Source organism: Grimontia indica (assembly GCF_000333895.2).
Taxonomy (GTDB): Bacteria; Pseudomonadota; Gammaproteobacteria; order Enterobacterales; family Vibrionaceae; genus Enterovibrio; species Enterovibrio indicus.
The window spans coordinates 1-15,734 of the sequence record NZ_ANFM02000043.1 but is presented as its reverse complement, the minus strand read 5'-3'; the positions used below and the strand labels follow the sequence as shown (position 1 = coordinate 15,734).

At 48.2% G+C, this 15,734-nt stretch carries 31 protein-coding genes; all 31 read right to left on the bottom strand.

Annotated elements, in window-relative coordinates; genetic code table 11:
• Positions 1–563: 563 nt before the first annotated feature.
• Complete coding sequence (gene rplQ / locus D515_RS21300; protein ID WP_002541538.1) at positions 564–950, bottom strand: 50S ribosomal protein L17; 387 nt, start codon at positions 948–950, stop codon at positions 564–566.
• Between the two features lie 35 nt (positions 951–985).
• On the bottom strand, positions 986–1,975 hold the full coding sequence (locus tag D515_RS21295; protein ID WP_002541536.1) for a DNA-directed RNA polymerase subunit alpha: 990 nt from the start codon (positions 1,973–1,975) through the stop codon (positions 986–988).
• Between the two features lie 23 nt (positions 1,976–1,998).
• Positions 1,999–2,619 (bottom strand): 30S ribosomal protein S4, encoded by a 621-nt coding sequence (gene rpsD / locus D515_RS21290; RefSeq protein ID WP_002541535.1) that lies wholly within the window; start codon positions 2,617–2,619, stop codon positions 1,999–2,001.
• A 30-nt stretch (positions 2,620–2,649) separates the two neighbouring features.
• Complete coding sequence (rpsK, locus tag D515_RS21285; RefSeq protein ID WP_002541534.1) at positions 2,650–3,039, bottom strand: 30S ribosomal protein S11; 390 nt, start codon at positions 3,037–3,039, stop codon at positions 2,650–2,652.
• A 19-nt stretch (positions 3,040–3,058) separates the two neighbouring features.
• Complete coding sequence (rpsM, locus tag D515_RS21280) at positions 3,059–3,415, bottom strand: 30S ribosomal protein S13 (protein WP_002541533.1); 357 nt, start codon at positions 3,413–3,415, stop codon at positions 3,059–3,061.
• A gap of 147 nt (positions 3,416–3,562) precedes the next feature.
• Positions 3,563–3,676 carry a 50S ribosomal protein L36 gene (gene rpmJ, locus D515_RS21275; RefSeq protein WP_000868186.1) on the bottom strand — a complete coding sequence of 38 codons (114 nt, stop codon included), beginning with the start codon at positions 3,674–3,676 and terminating at the stop codon, positions 3,563–3,565.
• 26 nt (positions 3,677–3,702) lie between these two features.
• The gene (gene secY, locus D515_RS21270; protein WP_002541433.1) at positions 3,703–5,028 is read right to left on the bottom strand and encodes a preprotein translocase subunit SecY; all 1,326 of its coding nucleotides are present in this window, start codon (positions 5,026–5,028) and stop codon (positions 3,703–3,705) included.
• A 22-nt stretch (positions 5,029–5,050) separates the two neighbouring features.
• Positions 5,051–5,485 (bottom strand): 50S ribosomal protein L15, encoded by a 435-nt coding sequence (gene rplO / locus D515_RS21265; protein WP_002541432.1) that lies wholly within the window; start codon positions 5,483–5,485, stop codon positions 5,051–5,053.
• Between the two features lie 5 nt (positions 5,486–5,490).
• Entirely contained in the window at positions 5,491–5,670 is a 180-nt protein-coding gene (rpmD, locus tag D515_RS21260) for a 50S ribosomal protein L30 (RefSeq protein WP_002541431.1), read from the bottom strand.
• A 6-nt stretch (positions 5,671–5,676) separates the two neighbouring features.
• On the bottom strand, positions 5,677–6,174 hold the full coding sequence (rpsE, locus tag D515_RS21255) for a 30S ribosomal protein S5 (RefSeq protein ID WP_002541430.1): 498 nt from the start codon (positions 6,172–6,174) through the stop codon (positions 5,677–5,679).
• A gap of 13 nt (positions 6,175–6,187) precedes the next feature.
• Entirely contained in the window at positions 6,188–6,541 is a 354-nt protein-coding gene (rplR, locus tag D515_RS21250; protein ID WP_002541429.1) for a 50S ribosomal protein L18, read from the bottom strand.
• A 9-nt stretch (positions 6,542–6,550) separates the two neighbouring features.
• Positions 6,551–7,084: a 50S ribosomal protein L6 gene (gene rplF / locus D515_RS21245; RefSeq protein WP_002541428.1), complete on the bottom strand. Its 534-nt coding sequence runs from the start codon at positions 7,082–7,084 to the stop codon at positions 6,551–6,553.
• A 10-nt stretch (positions 7,085–7,094) separates the two neighbouring features.
• On the bottom strand, positions 7,095–7,487 hold the full coding sequence (gene rpsH, locus D515_RS21240) for a 30S ribosomal protein S8 (protein WP_002541427.1): 393 nt from the start codon (positions 7,485–7,487) through the stop codon (positions 7,095–7,097).
• 23 nt (positions 7,488–7,510) lie between these two features.
• Complete coding sequence (gene rpsN / locus D515_RS21235; RefSeq protein WP_002541426.1) at positions 7,511–7,816, bottom strand: 30S ribosomal protein S14; 306 nt, start codon at positions 7,814–7,816, stop codon at positions 7,511–7,513.
• Between the two features lie 17 nt (positions 7,817–7,833).
• The gene (gene rplE / locus D515_RS21230) at positions 7,834–8,373 is read right to left on the bottom strand and encodes a 50S ribosomal protein L5 (RefSeq protein ID WP_002541425.1); all 540 of its coding nucleotides are present in this window, start codon (positions 8,371–8,373) and stop codon (positions 7,834–7,836) included.
• A gap of 21 nt (positions 8,374–8,394) precedes the next feature.
• Positions 8,395–8,706 (bottom strand): 50S ribosomal protein L24, encoded by a 312-nt coding sequence (gene rplX, locus D515_RS21225; protein WP_002541424.1) that lies wholly within the window; start codon positions 8,704–8,706, stop codon positions 8,395–8,397.
• Between the two features lie 12 nt (positions 8,707–8,718).
• A complete protein-coding gene (gene rplN / locus D515_RS21220) occupies positions 8,719–9,090 on the bottom strand; it encodes a 50S ribosomal protein L14 (protein WP_002541423.1) in 372 nt (123 codons plus the stop codon).
• A 160-nt stretch (positions 9,091–9,250) separates the two neighbouring features.
• Positions 9,251–9,505, bottom strand: a complete 255-nt coding sequence (rpsQ, locus tag D515_RS21215; RefSeq protein WP_002541422.1) for a 30S ribosomal protein S17 — start codon at positions 9,503–9,505, stop codon at positions 9,251–9,253.
• The gene (gene rpmC / locus D515_RS21210; RefSeq protein ID WP_002541421.1) at positions 9,505–9,696 is read right to left on the bottom strand and encodes a 50S ribosomal protein L29; all 192 of its coding nucleotides are present in this window, start codon (positions 9,694–9,696) and stop codon (positions 9,505–9,507) included. The genes rpsQ and rpmC overlap by 1 nt, the downstream gene beginning before the upstream one ends.
• Positions 9,696–10,106 (bottom strand): 50S ribosomal protein L16, encoded by a 411-nt coding sequence (rplP, locus tag D515_RS21205; RefSeq protein ID WP_002541420.1) that lies wholly within the window; start codon positions 10,104–10,106, stop codon positions 9,696–9,698. Before rplP ends, rpmC begins: the two co-directional genes overlap by 1 nt.
• An 11-nt stretch (positions 10,107–10,117) precedes the next feature.
• A complete protein-coding gene (gene rpsC / locus D515_RS21200) occupies positions 10,118–10,807 on the bottom strand; it encodes a 30S ribosomal protein S3 (RefSeq protein ID WP_002541419.1) in 690 nt (229 codons plus the stop codon).
• A gap of 19 nt (positions 10,808–10,826) precedes the next feature.
• Positions 10,827–11,159, bottom strand: a complete 333-nt coding sequence (gene rplV, locus D515_RS21195; protein WP_002541418.1) for a 50S ribosomal protein L22 — start codon at positions 11,157–11,159, stop codon at positions 10,827–10,829.
• Between the two features lie 11 nt (positions 11,160–11,170).
• Positions 11,171–11,449 carry a 30S ribosomal protein S19 gene (rpsS, locus tag D515_RS21190; RefSeq protein WP_002541417.1) on the bottom strand — a complete coding sequence of 93 codons (279 nt, stop codon included), beginning with the start codon at positions 11,447–11,449 and terminating at the stop codon, positions 11,171–11,173.
• A gap of 20 nt (positions 11,450–11,469) precedes the next feature.
• Positions 11,470–12,294 (bottom strand): 50S ribosomal protein L2, encoded by an 825-nt coding sequence (rplB, locus tag D515_RS21185; protein ID WP_002541416.1) that lies wholly within the window; start codon positions 12,292–12,294, stop codon positions 11,470–11,472.
• A 19-nt stretch (positions 12,295–12,313) separates the two neighbouring features.
• A complete protein-coding gene (rplW, locus tag D515_RS21180) occupies positions 12,314–12,616 on the bottom strand; it encodes a 50S ribosomal protein L23 (RefSeq protein WP_002541415.1) in 303 nt (100 codons plus the stop codon).
• Entirely contained in the window at positions 12,613–13,215 is a 603-nt protein-coding gene (rplD, locus tag D515_RS21175; protein ID WP_002541414.1) for a 50S ribosomal protein L4, read from the bottom strand. Before rplD ends, rplW begins: the two co-directional genes overlap by 4 nt.
• A 16-nt stretch (positions 13,216–13,231) precedes the next feature.
• Positions 13,232–13,861: a 50S ribosomal protein L3 gene (gene rplC, locus D515_RS21170; RefSeq protein WP_002541413.1), complete on the bottom strand. Its 630-nt coding sequence runs from the start codon at positions 13,859–13,861 to the stop codon at positions 13,232–13,234.
• A 14-nt stretch (positions 13,862–13,875) separates the two neighbouring features.
• Positions 13,876–14,187: a 30S ribosomal protein S10 gene (gene rpsJ / locus D515_RS21165; protein ID WP_002541412.1), complete on the bottom strand. Its 312-nt coding sequence runs from the start codon at positions 14,185–14,187 to the stop codon at positions 13,876–13,878.
• A gap of 405 nt (positions 14,188–14,592) precedes the next feature.
• Positions 14,593–15,075: a bacterioferritin gene (gene bfr, locus D515_RS21160; RefSeq protein ID WP_002541410.1), complete on the bottom strand. Its 483-nt coding sequence runs from the start codon at positions 15,073–15,075 to the stop codon at positions 14,593–14,595.
• Between the two features lie 82 nt (positions 15,076–15,157).
• Positions 15,158–15,349 (bottom strand): bacterioferritin-associated ferredoxin, encoded by a 192-nt coding sequence (locus D515_RS21155; RefSeq protein ID WP_002541409.1) that lies wholly within the window; start codon positions 15,347–15,349, stop codon positions 15,158–15,160.
• A gap of 229 nt (positions 15,350–15,578) precedes the next feature.
• Positions 15,579–15,734 (bottom strand): EF-Tu C-terminal domain-related protein (locus tag D515_RS25470; protein ID WP_476729715.1); only part of this gene is annotated, 156 nt, incomplete at its 5' end.

Genomic DNA, 15,734 nt, shown 5'->3' with positions numbered 1-15,734 from the left:
ATTTTTGAGGCCTTCGCCGTACCGATTTGAGTGGGCGTTTCCGCGGTGGGAGCCGCTCTCCGTGTCGGTGAGGCGGCATTATAGGGAGGTCTGAAAATCTGGCAAGACCTTTTTTGAGGTTTTTTATGAAAACCGCTTTACTTGGCTATATTTCACTCGAAAGCCTTATTTCCACACATTTTACTCACACCAAACACACAAGACGCTGTGCATAAGTGCTTTTGGCACCATACAATAGCCTTTTCAATTCCCCCCTCCCCACTCATATTTGACGTTTGCAATATTGCTTATTCACTAACTGAGCCAATCAATGAATTCACATCCGTTAGAGATTCAGTTCAGTCTTTAGAATAAGTAGAAGTAGAAGTAGAAGTAGAAGTAGAAGTAGAAGTAGAAGTAGAAGTAGAAGTAGAAGTAGAAGTAGAAGTAGAAAGACTGTTTAACTGAAGCCTTGACGTCAAGAGTTATAGAGAAAGAAACGGGGCGTAGGCTGTTCTATTAATGAGTAGATAAATAAAAAGCCAGGCTAAAAGCCTGGCTTCTTATTTGAACGAACCGAGAGATTACTCAGCTGCTTCTTCTGCAGCTGTCTCTGGACGATCTACCAACTCGATGTAAGCCATAGGGGCTTTATCGCCGGCACGTACACCGCATTTCAGAATGCGAGTGTAACCGCCTGCACGAGAGGCAAAACGTGGACCCAGTTCGTTGAACAGCTTCGCTACAACTTCGTCGTTACGAGTACGAGCGAATGCAAGACGACGGTTAGCAACACTGTCGTTCTTTGCTAGGGTAATCAATGGCTCAATTACGCGACGCAGCTCTTTTGCCTTAGGCAGAGTAGTTTTGATAACTTCGTGAGTTACCAGCGAGCTAGCCATGTTGCTGAACATCGCTTTGCGATGGCTGCTGTTGCGATTGAGTTGACGACCACTCTTACGATGGCGCATGACCTAATCCTTCTAACTAAGTAATCAGAATCTGATTAATCTTCAGCGATTGATGCTGGCGGCCAGTTTTCCAGGCGCATACCCAGAGACAGACCACGTGAAGCCAGCACGTCTTTAATTTCAGTCAAAGACTTCTTACCAAGGTTTGGCGTCTTAAGAAGCTCAACCTCAGTACGCTGTACCAGATCACCGATGTAGTGGATCGCTTCTGCTTTCAAACAGTTAGCAGAGCGAACAGTTAGTTCAAGATCGTCTACAGGACGCAGTAGGATCGGATCGAACTCTGGCTTCTCTTCTTTCTCTTCAGGAACTCGTACATCACGCAGATCTACGAACGCGTCCAGTTGCTCAGCAAGAATAGTTGCTGCACGACGGATAGCTTCCTCAGGATCAAGAGTACCGTTAGTCTCCATATCGATAACCAGCTTGTCGAGGTCGGTACGCTGTTCAACACGTGCTGCTTCAACATTGTAAGCAATACGGTCTACTGGGCTGAACGTTGCATCTACAAGCAGACGGCCGATTGGACGCTCGTCTTCTTCAGTGTGAATACGCGCTGACGCTGGTACGTAGCCGCGACCACGTTCTACCTTGATTCGCATGCTGATTTCAGCATTTGAATCTGTCAGGTGGCAGATTACGTGTTCTGGGTTCGCAATCTCAACACCACCGTCGTGGGTGATGTCGCCTGCAACAACAGGGCCTGCACCAGACTTATTCAGGGTTAGGATAACTTCATCTTTACCCTCTACCTTAACGGCAAGGCCTTTAAGGTTAAGCAGGATTTCCAGGATATCTTCCTGTACGCCCTCTTTGGTGCTGTACTCGTGCAACACGCCGTCAATTTCTACTTCTGTCACTGCACAACCAGGCATAGACGACAGTAGGATGCGACGTAGAGCATTACCTAGGGTGTGACCAAAGCCACGCTCTAGCGGCTCAAGAGTTACTTTTGCGTGCGTCGAGCTAACTTGTTCGATGTCAACCAGACGCGGCTTAAGAAATTCTGTTACAGAACCCTGCATTGTGTCCTCTCTTTAGTTTAGCCTTACTTAGAGTAAAGCTCGACGATCAGGTGTTCGTTGATGTCAGCAGACAAATCTGAACGCTCTGGCAGGCGCTTGAAAGTGCCTTCCATTTTGTTGCTGTCTACTTCGATCCAAGTTGGCAGCTCGCGCTGAGCAGCAATTTCAAGAGCTGCTTTGATGCGTGCTTGGTTCTTAGCTTTCTCGCGAATGCTAACAACGTCGTTGGCCGTTACCTTGAAAGAAGGAACGTTAACCACTTTACCGTTTACCAGGATCGCTTTGTGGCTTACCAGCTGACGTGATTCTGCGCGAGTTGCGCCGAAGCCCATGCGGTAAACTACGTTATCTAGACGACCTTCCAGAAGTTGCAGCAGGTTTTCACCTGTGTTGCCTTTGATGCGAGCAGCTTCTTTGTAGTAGTTACGGAATTGTTTTTCCAGTACGCCGTAGATACGACGAACTTTTTGCTTCTCACGAAGCTGAACGCCATAGTCAGACAGACGGCCGCGACGTGCGCCGTGTACGCCTGGGGCGTTATCAATTTTACACTTGGTATCAATCGCGCGTACGCCTGACTTCAGGAACAAGTCAGTACCTTCGCGACGGCTAAGCTTCAGCTTAGGACCCAAATATCTTGCCATGATCTTTCTCCAGAATTCTAAGAAACAGCGTTATACGCGACGTTTCTTAGGTGGACGACAACCGTTATGTGGGATTGGAGTCGCATCAACAATGTTAGTGATACGGAAACCAGCCGCGTTCAGTGCGCGAATAGTAGATTCACGACCTGGACCTGGGCCCTTAACCATAACTTCCAGGTTCTTCAGGCCATATTCTTTAGCCATCTCACCACAACGCTCAGCAGCAACCTGTGCAGCGAACGGAGTTGATTTACGAGAACCACGGAAACCAGAACCACCTGCAGTAGCCCATGCTAGAGCATTACCTTGACGGTCAGTAATGGTTACGATTGTGTTGTTGAAAGACGCATGGATGTGCGCTACGCCGTCAGCAACTTGCTTGCGTACGCGTTTACGTGCGCGATTTGGTTGTTTAGCCATAGTACTTTACCTACCCCGATTATTTCTTGATCGGCTTGCGCGGACCCTTACGGGTACGAGCATTGGTCTTCGTACGCTGGCCACGTAGTGGCAAGCTGCGACGATGACGCAAACCGCGGTAACAACCAAGGTCCATCAGACGCTTGATGTTCATGGAAACTTCACGACGTAGATCACCTTCTACAGTGTACTTGGCAACGCCATCACGCAGTAGATCGATCTGCTCTTCAGTTAGTTCACTGATCTTAGTGCTTTCAGCAATACCAGTCTCAGCTAGGATAGCTTTTGAACGGGTTTTACCGATACCGTAGATCGCAGTCAGTGCGATTACAGCATGCTTCTGATCAGGAATGTTAATGCCTGCAATACGGGCCACTATTCACTCCTAGTACTTTATCAAGAAGAACCGCTGCAGAGCCCGTTTAGGATACGCAGCGGCTATACCACTTCTTTTGCACACACAAAAGGTGGGCTGGCTAATGTAGCCAGCCTGCCTAAATTTTGCAAGAAAAATATTCTGCTATTAGCCTTGGCGCTGCTTGTGCTTTGGCTCACTGCAAATCACGCGAACAACACCGTTACGCTTGATAACTTTACAGTTACGGCAGATTTTCTTAACGGAAGCACGAACTTTCATTGCTAAACTCCGTAAATGTCAATCTGTTAGCGGCCGTAGCCTTTCAGATTGGCTTTCTTCAACACGGACTCATATTGTTGAGACATCAGATGTGTCTGAACTTGAGCCATAAAGTCCATGATTACTACGACTACGATAAGTAGGGAAGTTCCGCCAAAATAGAAGCGTACGTTCCAAGCAATCATCATGAACTCGGGGATCAGACAGATAAAGGTGATATACAACGCGCCTGCTAATGTCAGTCGAGTCATCACTTTATCTATGTACTTCGCAGTCTGCTCGCCCGGGCGAATACCAGGTACGAATGCACCAGACTTCTTCAGATTGTCTGCTGTCTCACGCGGGTTGAAAACCAACGCCGTGTAGAAGAAACAGAAGAAGATAATCGCAGCAGCATAAAGGATTACATACAGTGGTTGACCAGGGCTCAGTGCCAATGACACATCCGCCAACCAGCCCAACTGTTCACTCTGACCAAACCATTGAGCCAGTGTGCCTGGGAACAGGATAATACTTGATGCAAAAATCGCTGGAATTACGCCGGCCATATTTAGTTTCAATGGCAGGTGTGTGCTTTGCGCAGCGAAGACACGACGGCCTTGCTGACGCTTCGCGTAGTTAACAACGATTCGACGTTGACCACGCTCTACAAACACTACGAACGCAATTACTGCGAATGCAATTACCGCAATCAACAGAAGAAGAAGCACGTGCAATTCACCTTGACGCGCTTGCTCGGCTGTTTGTCCGATAGCGGATGGCAATCCTGCAACGATACCCGCGAAAATAATCAGGGATATACCGTTACCGATACCACGCTCAGTGATCTGTTCACCTAACCACATCAGGAACATGGTGCCAGTGACCAAGCTCACAACAGCAGTAAAGTAGAAGCCAAGGCCTGGAGTTACCACCAGACCCGGAATCATACTTGGCAAGCCTGTAGCGATACCAATCGCTTGGAAGGTTGCCAATACCAGCGTGCCATAGCGGGTGTACTGACTGATCTTACGACGGCCAGACTCCCCTTCTTTCTTCAACTCAGCCAAAGCTGGATGAACTACCGTAAGCAGTTGGACAATAATCGATGCCGAAATATACGGCATGATGCCCAGTGCCAGGATAGAAGCACGCTCAAGAGCACCACCAGAGAACATGTTAAACAGTTCAATGATGGTACCTTGTTGCTGTTCGAACAGATCGGCAAGTACAGCAGCGTCAATACCAGGAATTGGCACAAAAGAACCGGCGCGGAATACGAGCAACGCACCTACCACAAAGAGTAGACGGCTTTTCAGCTCCGCAAGTCCACCTTTTGCACTACTAAAATTTTGTCCTGGTTGTTTTGCCATCTGTACCTCGTCCTCGAGCTAATTATTCCTCGATTTTACCGCCAGCAGCTTCGATTGCAGCTTGAGCGCCTTTAGTAACGCGAAGACCTTTCACAGTCACTGAGCGTGCAATCTCACCAGACAGTACGATTTTCGCCGTACGGATGTCTTTAGTGATTACGTTTGCAGCTTTCAGTGTCTCAAGGCTTACTACGTCACCTTCAACTTTAGCCAGTTCGCTCAGACGAACTTCAGCTGCAGTCAGGCTCTTGCGAGAAGTAAAACCAAATTTTGGCAGACGCTGTTTCAAAGGCATTTGACCGCCTTCGAAACCTGGGCGTACAGAACCACCTGAACGTGATTTCTGACCTTTGTGACCACGGCCACCAGTTTTGCCCAGGCCTGAACCGATACCACGGCCAACGCGCTTCTTAGAAGGCTTTGAACCCGCAGCCGGAGATAGAGTATTCAGACGCATTGTGATTACTCCTCCACTTTAACCATGTAGTAAACTTGATTGATCATGCCGCGTACGCAAGCAGTATCTTCAAGTTCAACAGTGTGGTTGATGCGACGTAGGCCCAAGCCACGCAGGGTAGCTTTATGTTTCGGCAAACGACCGATTGAGCTACGAGTCTGAGTTACTTTGATAGTTTTAGCCATGTCGAATTACCCCAGAATTTCGTTAACTGGCAGACCGCGCTTAGCAGCTACCATTTCTGGAGACTTCATACCACCCAGGCCATCGATCGTTGCACGAACGATGTTGATTGGGTTAGTAGAACCGTATGCTTTTGCCAGAACGTTGCGAACACCCGCAACTTCCAGAACCGCACGCATCGCACCACCTGCGATGATACCCGTACCTTCTGATGCAGGCTGCATGTACACTTTAGAACCAGTGTGGCGGCCTTTAACAGCGTGGTGAAGAGTACCTTCGTTCAGCGCAACAGTAACCATGTTACGGCGCGCTTTTTCCATTGATTTTTGGATCGCTGCAGGCACTTCACGGGCTTTGCCGTAACCGAAACCTACACGACCATTGCCATCACCAACTACAGTCAGAGCGGTGAAGCTGAAGATGCGACCACCTTTAACCGTCTTAGAAACACGGTTAACAGCAATCAGCTTCTCATGCAAATCACTTTGTTGTTTATCGTTAGCCATCTTTCCGCCTACCTTAGAATTTCAGACCAGCTTCACGGGCAGCATCTGCCAGTGCAGCCACACGGCCGTGGTATTGGAAACCGGAACGGTCAAAAGCAACAGATTCGATGCCTTTTTCCTTCGCACGCTCAGCGATAGCTTTACCTACTGCTGCTGCGGCTTCTTTATTACCGGTGCTCTTCACTTGCTCACGGATCGCTTTTTCTACGGTAGAAGCAGCTGCGATTACTTCGGAGCCATTTGCCGCGATAACCTGTGCGTACACATGACGTGGAGTACGGTGTACCACTAGGCGAGTCGCACCCAGTTCAGCAATCTTGCGACGCGCTCGGGTCGCACGACGGATACGAGCAATTTTCTTATCCATAGTGTTACCTTACTTCTTCTTAGCTTCTTTAGTACGCACAACTTCGTCAGCGTAACGAACACCTTTACCTTTGTAAGGCTCAGGCTGACGGTATGCGCGGATGTCAGCAGCTACTTGACCAACCAATTGTTTGTCTGTACCAGTCAAAACAATCTCAGTTTGGCTTGGGCATTCTGCTTTGATACCTGCAGGCAGTTCGTGTTCAACAGGGTGAGAGAAACCCAGAGTCAGAGCGACTGAGTTACCTTTCATTGCTGCACGATAACCAACACCTTTCAGGATCAGTTTCTTGGTATAGCCTTCAGTAACACCAACAACCATGTTGTTCACCAGTGCACGTGCGGTACCTGCTTGAGCGTTAGCTTTAGCAATACCTTCGCGTGGCGCGAACTTCACAGCGTTGTCTTCTTGGCTTAGTTCCACTGCGTCGTTGATAACGCGGGTCAGTTCACCCTTGCTACCTTTAACAGTGATTTCCTGACCGTTCAGTTTCACCTCTACGCCGGCAGGAATTACTACGGGTGCTTTTGCAACACGAGACATTTCCTACTCCTTACGCTACGTAGCAGATGATTTCGCCGCCCAGACCCGCTTTGCGAGCTGCACGGTCGGTCATCAAACCTTTAGAAGTTGATACTACAGCAATACCCAGACCACCCATTACAGAAGGCAGCTCATCTTTTTTCTTATAGATGCGCAGACCTGGACGGCTTACACGTTGGATTTGCTCGATAACTGGTTTAGCTTCGAAGTACTTCAGAGTAACTTCCAGCTCAGGCTTAACTTCGCCAGAAACAGCGTAGTCAGCCACATAACCTTCAGCTTTCAGCAGCTCAGCAATTGCCACTTTCAGCTTTGACGAAGGCATCTTAACAGCAACTTTAGTTGCTGCCTGACCGTTGCGGATGCGGGTCAGCATATCCGAAATCGGATCTTGCATGCTCATAAGTCTTTACTCCCGTGATTCAATTACCAGCTCGCCTTACGCAGACCCGGAATCTCGCCTTTCATGCAAGCTTCACGAACCTTGATTCGGCTCAGGCCGAATTTGCGCAGGTAGCCATGTGGACGACCAGTCTGGTTACAGCGGTTACGCTGACGAGACTTAGCAGAATCACGCGGTAGAGTTTGAAGCTTCAGGACTGCATCCCAACGCTCTTCTTCAGACGCGTTAACGTTTTTGATGATAGCTTTCAGTGCAGCACGCTTCTCAGCGAACTTTGCTACCAGCTTCGCGCGTTTTACTTCGCGCGCTTTCATTGATTGCTTAGCCATTACAGTAACCCTTCACCTTACTTACGGAATGGGAAGTTAAAGGCAGCCAGCAGAGCTTGACCTTCCTCATCAGTCGCCGCTGTGGTAGTGATAGTAATATCAAGACCACGGATACGATCTACTTTGTCGTAGTCGATCTCTGGGAAGATGATTTGCTCACGAACGCCCATGCTATAGTTACCGCGACCGTCGAATGATTTCGAGCTAACGCCACGGAAGTCACGCACACGTGGAAGAGCGATTGAAATCAGACGCTCTAGGAATTCCCACATACGCTCGCCACGCAGGGTTACTTTACAGCCAATTGGGTAGCCCTCACGGATCTTGAAGCCAGCAACAGACTTACGTGCTTTAGTGATCAGCGGCTTTTGACCTGTGATTGATGCCAGGTCAGATGCTGCGTTCTCAAGCAGTTTTTTGTCGTTGATTGCTTCGCCCACACCCATGTTCAGGGTGATCTTTTCGATCCTTGGGACTTGCATGATACTCTTGTATTCGAACTTTTCAGCCAGTTCTTTTACAACAGTCTCTTTGTAGTAATCATGCAGTTTCGCCATAGTGTACTACTCCAGAATTACTTAAATAATTTCGCCATTCGATTTGAAGAAACGAACTTTTTTGCCGTCTTCGAATCGGAAGCCTACACGGTCTGCTTTACCAGTTGCCGCGTTGTAGATAGCAACGTTAGAAACGTCCACTGCAGCTTCTTTTTCTACGATGCCGCCTTGGATGCCCAGAGCCGGAACAGGCTTCTGGTGTTTCTTAACCAGGTTGATACCTTCAACGATAACTTTACCAGTGGTCAGAACCTTACTTACTTTACCTTTCTTGCCTTTATCTTTACCGGCAAGAACGATAACTTCGTCGTTACGACGGATTTTAGCTGCCATTTTAACCGCTCCTTACAGAACTTCTGGCGCCAGAGACACAATCTTCATGAACTTATCGCCACGAAGTTCGCGTGTCACAGGACCAAAGATACGGGTACCGACTGGTTGCTCAGTAGTGTTGTTCAACAATACACAAGCATTACGGTCGAAGCGAATGACAGAGCCATCTGGACGACGAACGCCTTTACGGGTGCGAACTACAACCGCCTTCAGGACATCACCTTTTTTAACTTTACCGCGTGGGATTGCATCTTTAACGGTAACTTTGATGACGTCGCCGATATGGGCGTAGCGACGGTGTGAACCACCCAGCACCTTAATACACATTACGCTGCGAGCGCCGGAGTTATCGGCTGCATCCAGCATACTTTGCATTTGGATCATTGTTAGTGCTCCGCTGTTATTACATCTAGACCCATCTCGGGTCGGGCTGCCTCATTACAAGGGCGGCGAATAATAACACTATTTTTTGAAGATGGGTAGATAAAAAATAAACGGCTCCGAAATGGGAGCCGCTTTGTTTTTTATCGCTGGAAAGCTTGCCTTACAGGCGTGCTTTCTCAACTACGCGTACCAGAGTCCAAGACTTAGTCTTAGACAGTGGACGGCACTCACGGATCTCAACGGTATCGCCTTGTGCGCACTCGTTGTTTTCGTCATGAGCGTGCAGTTTAGTCGTACGCTTGATGAATTTACCGTAGATTGGGTGTTTCACCTGGCGTTCGATAGCAACAACGATAGATTTATCCATCTTGTCGCTAATTACACGACCTTGTTGAGTACGGATTTTGTCGCTCATTATGCGTTGCCCTTCTGGTTCAGAACGGTTTTAACACGTGCGATATCGCGACGAACGTTCTTCAGAGTGTGAGTTTGCTGAAGTTGACCAGTAGCCGCTTGCATGCGCAGGTTGAATTGCTCACGCAGCAGACCCAGCAATTCTTCATTCAGCTGCTCTACGCTCTTTTCGCGAAGTTCTTGTGCTTTCATCACATCACCGCCTTAGTTACGAAAGTGGTTTTGATAGGTAGTTTACGAGAAGCCAGCTCGAATGCTTCGCGAGCAAGGCTTTCAGAAACACCATCCATCTCGTACAGGACTTTACCTGGTTGGATTTGTGCAACCCAGTAGCTCACAGAACCCTTACCTTTACCCTGACGAACTTCCAGAGGTTTGGTAGTGATTGGCTTGTCTGGGAACACACGGATCCAGATTTGACCCTGACGCTTGATGTGACGAGTCATAGCACGACGTGCAGCTTCGATCTGACGCGCAGTGATACGACCACGACCAACAGCTTTCAGGCCGAAGGTACCGAAGCTTACGTCAGTACCTGCAGCAAGACCGCGGTTACGACCCTTATGAGTCTTGCGGAACTTAGTACGTTTTGGTTGAAGCATCGATAGACTCCTTACTTACGGCCTTTACGCTGCTTCTTAGGCTTGTCAGCCTGTGGCTCTGCTACTGGCATGCCGCCCAGAACTTCACCTTTGAAGATCCAAACTTTAATACCAATTACACCGTAAGTGGTGTGAGCCGAAGAAGTTGCGTAATCAATGTCAGCACGAAGAGTGTGCAGTGGCACACGGCCTTCACGGTACCACTCGGTACGAGCGATTTCAGCACCGCCAAGACGGCCGCTTACTTCCACTTTGATACCCTTGGCACCCAGACGCATTGCGTTCTGTACCGCACGCTTCATAGCGCGACGGAACATAACACGACGCTCTAGCTGAGACGCGATGCTGTCACCAACCAGTTGTGCGTCAAGCTCAGGCTTGCGTACTTCTGCGATGTTGATTTGAGCAGGAACACCTGCCAGCTGTGCAACGCGAGCGCGCAGTTTTTCTACGTCTTCGCCTTTCTTACCGATAACAACGCCTGGGCGAGCAGTGTGGATAGTCACACGGATGCTCTTCGCAGGACGCTCGATAACGATACGAGAAACAGACGCTTTAGACAGTTCTTTAGTCAGGAACTGACGTACCTTGAAGTCGCCGTCTAGGTTGTCAGCGAAATCTTGGCTGTTAGCAAACCAAGTGGAATTCCAAGGCTTACAGATGCCAAGACGAATACCATTAGGATGTACTTTTTGACCCATTGCTTTCTCTCCTCGTCTCTTAGCGGTCTGCTACAACAACAGTGATGTGGCTAGAACGCTTCAAGATGCGATCGGCACGGCCTTTTGCACGAGGCATGATGCGCTTCATGACTGGGCCTTCGTCAACGAAGATTTTTGCTACAGACAGATCATCGATGTCTGCGCCTTCGTTATGCTCAGCGTTTGCAATTGCAGACTCCAGCACCTTCTTGATCAGATCAGCAGCTTTTTTGTCGCTGAAAGTCAGAAGTTCAATTGCTTGTGCAACGTTTTTACCGCGCACTTGGTCTGCTACCAAACGTGCTTTCTGAGGCGAAATACGAGCAAAGCGATGTTTAGCAATAGCTTCCATATCTTAACTCCTTAACGCTTCTTAGCTTTCTTATCTGCAGCGTGGCCGCGATAAGTACGTGTTGGTGCAAATTCGCCCAGCTTGTGACCGATCATCTCATCAGTGATGAAAACAGGTACGTGCTGACGACCATTATGGACAGCGATGGTCAAACCGATCATCTGAGGGATGATCATTGAACGACGGGACCAAGTCTTAACAGGCTTCTTGTCACCGCTTTCCACCGCTTTCTCTACCTTCTTCAGCAAGTGCAGGTCAATAAAAGGACCTTTCTTGAGAGAACGTGGCATGGCTTATCCTCTGATATAAATTACTTGTTACGACGACGTACGATGTACTTGTCGGTACGTTTGTTCTTACGGGTCTTGAAGCCTTTAGTAGGCATACCCCAAGGAGATACTGGGTGACGACCGCCCGAAGTACGACCTTCACCACCACCGTGTGGGTGGTCTACTGGGTTCATTGCAACACCACGAACTGTTGGACGAACGCCCTTCCAGCGAGTAGCACCTGCTTTACCCAGTTCACGCAGCATGTGTTCTGCGTTACCAACTTCACCGATGGTCGCACGACCTTCAGAAAGAACTTTACGCATCTCACCAGAACGCAGACGAATAGTTACGTATGCGCCATCGCGAGCTACGATTTGTGCGTATGCACCAGCTGAACGAGCCAGCTGAGCACCTTTACCAGGCTTCAGTTCAACGTTGTGAACTGTAGAACCTACTGGGATGTTGCGCATTGGCAGGCTGTTGCCTACTTTGATCGCAGCATCTGAACCAGATTGGATCTGGTCGCCAGCTTTCAGGCCTTTAGGTGCAATGATGTAACGACGCTCACCGTCTGCGTACAGAACCAGTGCGATGTTCGCGCTACGGTTTGGATCGTATTCCAGACGCTCAACTTTCGCTGGGATGCCGTCTTTAGTACGTTTGAAGTCAATTACACGGTAGTGTTGCTTATGACCACCACCGATGTGACGTACAGTGATACGACCGTTGTTGTTACGACCACCAGACTTAGAGTTTTTCTCCAGCAGTGGTGCGTAAGGCTTACCTTTGTACAGGTCAGCGTTTACAATCTTAACAACGTGACGACGACCCGGTGAAGTAGGCTTACATTTAACAATTGCCATTTTCTGTTACTCCTCCGTCTTACTCAGCGCCGCCAGCGAAGTCGATGTCTTGACCTTCTTTCAAGATAACGTACGCTTTTTTCACGTCTGAACGACGGCCTTGGCGCATACCTTGACGTTTGGTCTTACCCTTAGTGATAAGAGTATTTACAGACTTCACTTCAACTTCGAACAGTTTCTCAACTGCTGCTTTGATCTCTCTCTTAGTCGCAGTCATCGCTACTTTGAAAACGATAGTGTTACCGTTTTCAGCAGCCATGGTTGCTTTTTCAGAGATGTGCGGAGCACGCAGAACTTTCAGGATACGCTCTTCAGTGATCATCCCAGCATCTCCTCAACTTGCTTAACTGCAGCTGCAGTCATAACTACTTTGTCGAAAGCGATCAGGCTAACTGGGTCGATGCCTGCTGCATCGCGAACATCAACCTTGTACAGGTTGCGCGCTGCCAAGAACAGGTTCTCATCAACTTCTGCAGTTACGATCAGAGCTTCAGACAGCTCAAGCTCTTTCAGCTTAGCGATCAGCTCTTTAGTTTTTGGTGCTTCTACTGAGAAGTTATCAACAACGATCAGACGCTCTTGACGAACCAGCTCAGACAGGATGCTTTTAATAGCACCACGGTACATTTTCTTGTTAACTTTCTGGCTGTGGTCCTGAGGACGCGCAGCGAAAGTTACACCACCCGAGCGCCAGATTGGGCTACGGATTGTACCTGCACGTGCGCGACCAGTACCCTTCTGACGCCATGGCTTAGCACCGCCACCTGATACGTCTGAACGAGTCTTTTGCGCACGAGTACCTTGACGGGCACCAGCTGCGTATGCAACTACTACTTGGTGAACCAGAGCTTCGTTGAACTCACGCCCGAAGGTAGTTTCGGAAACAGTCAGCGCGTCAGCGCCTTTTACTACCAATTCCATTACTATCTCCTCGACGTTACGCTTTAACGGCTGGTTTAACGATCACGTTGCTGCCAGTCGCACCTGGTACTGCACCTTTGATAAGAAGCAGTTTGCGCTCAGCGTCAACACGTACGATCTCAAGGTTTTGAGTAGTTACCTGCTCAGCACCCATGTGACCTGCCATTTTCTTGCCTTTGAATACGCGACCTGGAGTCTGACATTGACCGATAGAACCAGGAGCACGGTGAGACAAGGAGTTACCGTGGGTCATATCTTGAGTACGGAAGTTCCAACGCTTAACAGCGCCTTGGAAGCCCTTACCTTTAGATGTGCCAGTAACGTCTACTTTTTTGATTTCAGCGAACAGATCTACGTTCAGCTCAGCGCCTACTTCGAAATCTTCGCCGTTTTCCAGACGGAATTCCCACAGACCGCGGCCAGCTTCAACACCTGCTTTCGCAAAGTGACCAGCTTCTGGCTTAGTTACGCGGCTTGCTTTCTTAGCGCCTGAAGTTACTTGGATAGCAGAGTAACCATCTACTTCAGGAGTACGTACCTGAGTAACACGGTTAGTTTCTACTTCTACAACGGTTACAGGGATAGAAACGCCTTCTTCAGTGAAGATGCGAGTCATGCCCACTTTACGACCGACTAGACCAATCATTATTAACTCCCCTCTTAACCCAGGCTGATTTGAACATCAACGCCCGCAGCAAGGTCAAGACGCATCAGAGCGTCAACAGTTTTATCTGTTGGCTCAACGATGTCGATCAGACGCTTGTGAGTACGGATTTCGTACTGGTCACGTGCATCTTTGTTTACGTGCGGAGAGATAAGAACGGTGAAGCGCTCTTTGCGAGTTGGCAGAGGGATTGGACCCTTCACCTGCGCACCAGTGCGCTTAGCGGTTTCAACGATTTCCGCAGTAGACTGATCGATCAAACGGTGATCGAAAGCCTTCAGGCGGATACGGATACGTTGGTTCTGCATTAGACAGAGCTCCAAATTAAAAAATTACACAAACAATATCGCCACTCAACCTTATCTAGATAAGGGAATGTCGATTGATTTATGTGAAACCGTAGTACCAATATCTGGTACATTGTCAGCCATTTTATATGACTGCGAACATAAGCGGAGTATACATTACCGACCTCATCAGGCTGAGCCTACAACGATGGGTCTTCCTCCTGTGCTCATTGGTTCACAACTGCACGCTTGAGAGCAAATGTCTCAGGCAGTGCGGGCATTATACAGATCACAATTTGCTTTGCAAGTGGCGTTTAAAAAATAATCAGGCGTTAGGTAAGCGAGTAAAACTGCGGCCTCTGGCTTTGGCGTAGATACAAAAAAGGAGCCTCTTTTGGCTCCCTTTATTCTCATTCCAAATCTTGCTCAAGAGTCATCACATTCAATCATTTGCGCTTGGTTGTAATTCTGGATACCTACTTTATCGATAAGTCCCAGTTGGGTTTCCAGCCAATCAACATGCTCTTCTTCCTCTTCCAGAATATCTTGGAACAGGTCACGCGAAACATAATCACGAACACTCTCAGCATATTCAATGGCATCACGCAGATCAGGAATAGCATCCATTTCCAGCGCTAAATCGCACTCTAGCATTTCTTTGGTATCTTCACCTATGCGCAATTTGCCCAGATCTTGCAGGTTGGGTATGCCTTCGAGGAAAAGGATACGCTCTATCAAATCATCCGCATGTTTCATCTCATCGATAGACTCTTCGTATTCTTTATCAGCAATCGCTTTCAATCCCCAGTCCTTGTACATTCGGGCATGAAGGAAATACTGATTGATGGCAACAAGTTCGTTACCCAGAATTTTGTTGAGATGTTGGATGATTTTTGGATCTGATTTCATATCGCGCACTCCTCTTTTCGGCGTCTATTAAAAGTAGAACCGAATGGAGTGTGGTCAATCTCAGATATTAGACAAGAGGCACTTAGCCAACTTTCTTGTAGAGAGGATTTAACGCTGCTTCTTGAAGGATTTCCTTCGCAGGACGTATACATTTGCCACACTGCGAGCCAAGAGGCGTCAATTTTCTGATTTCACGGATATCATCAACCCCTTGCTCATAAGCAAGTTTTTTCAGTGTTTTATCAGAAATTCCATGGCACAGACAAACGTACATCTTTGTATCTTCCTCTACTAATCTAATAAACAATATAAACGAGAATTGTTAGCATTACCAATTCGTTTCTTCGATTGATTAGCGAAGAATAAAAGAAAACAACGAAGACAAGTTTTGAAGGAATATCACAGGCAGGTGATGCTAAGAAGATGTCTGCGGTTGTCAGAAATGAAAAAGGACGCCGAAGCGTCCTTTTTCTAGCATTGTGCTAATCGAAGCTTAATAAGAATTAAGCCAGGATCTTAGCAACAACACCCGCACCTACAGTACGGCCACCTTCACGGATAGCGAAGCGCAGGCCTTCGTCCATCGCGATTGGTGCAATCAGCTCAACAACCATTTGGATGTTGTCGCCTGGCATTACCATCTCAACGCCTTCTGGCAG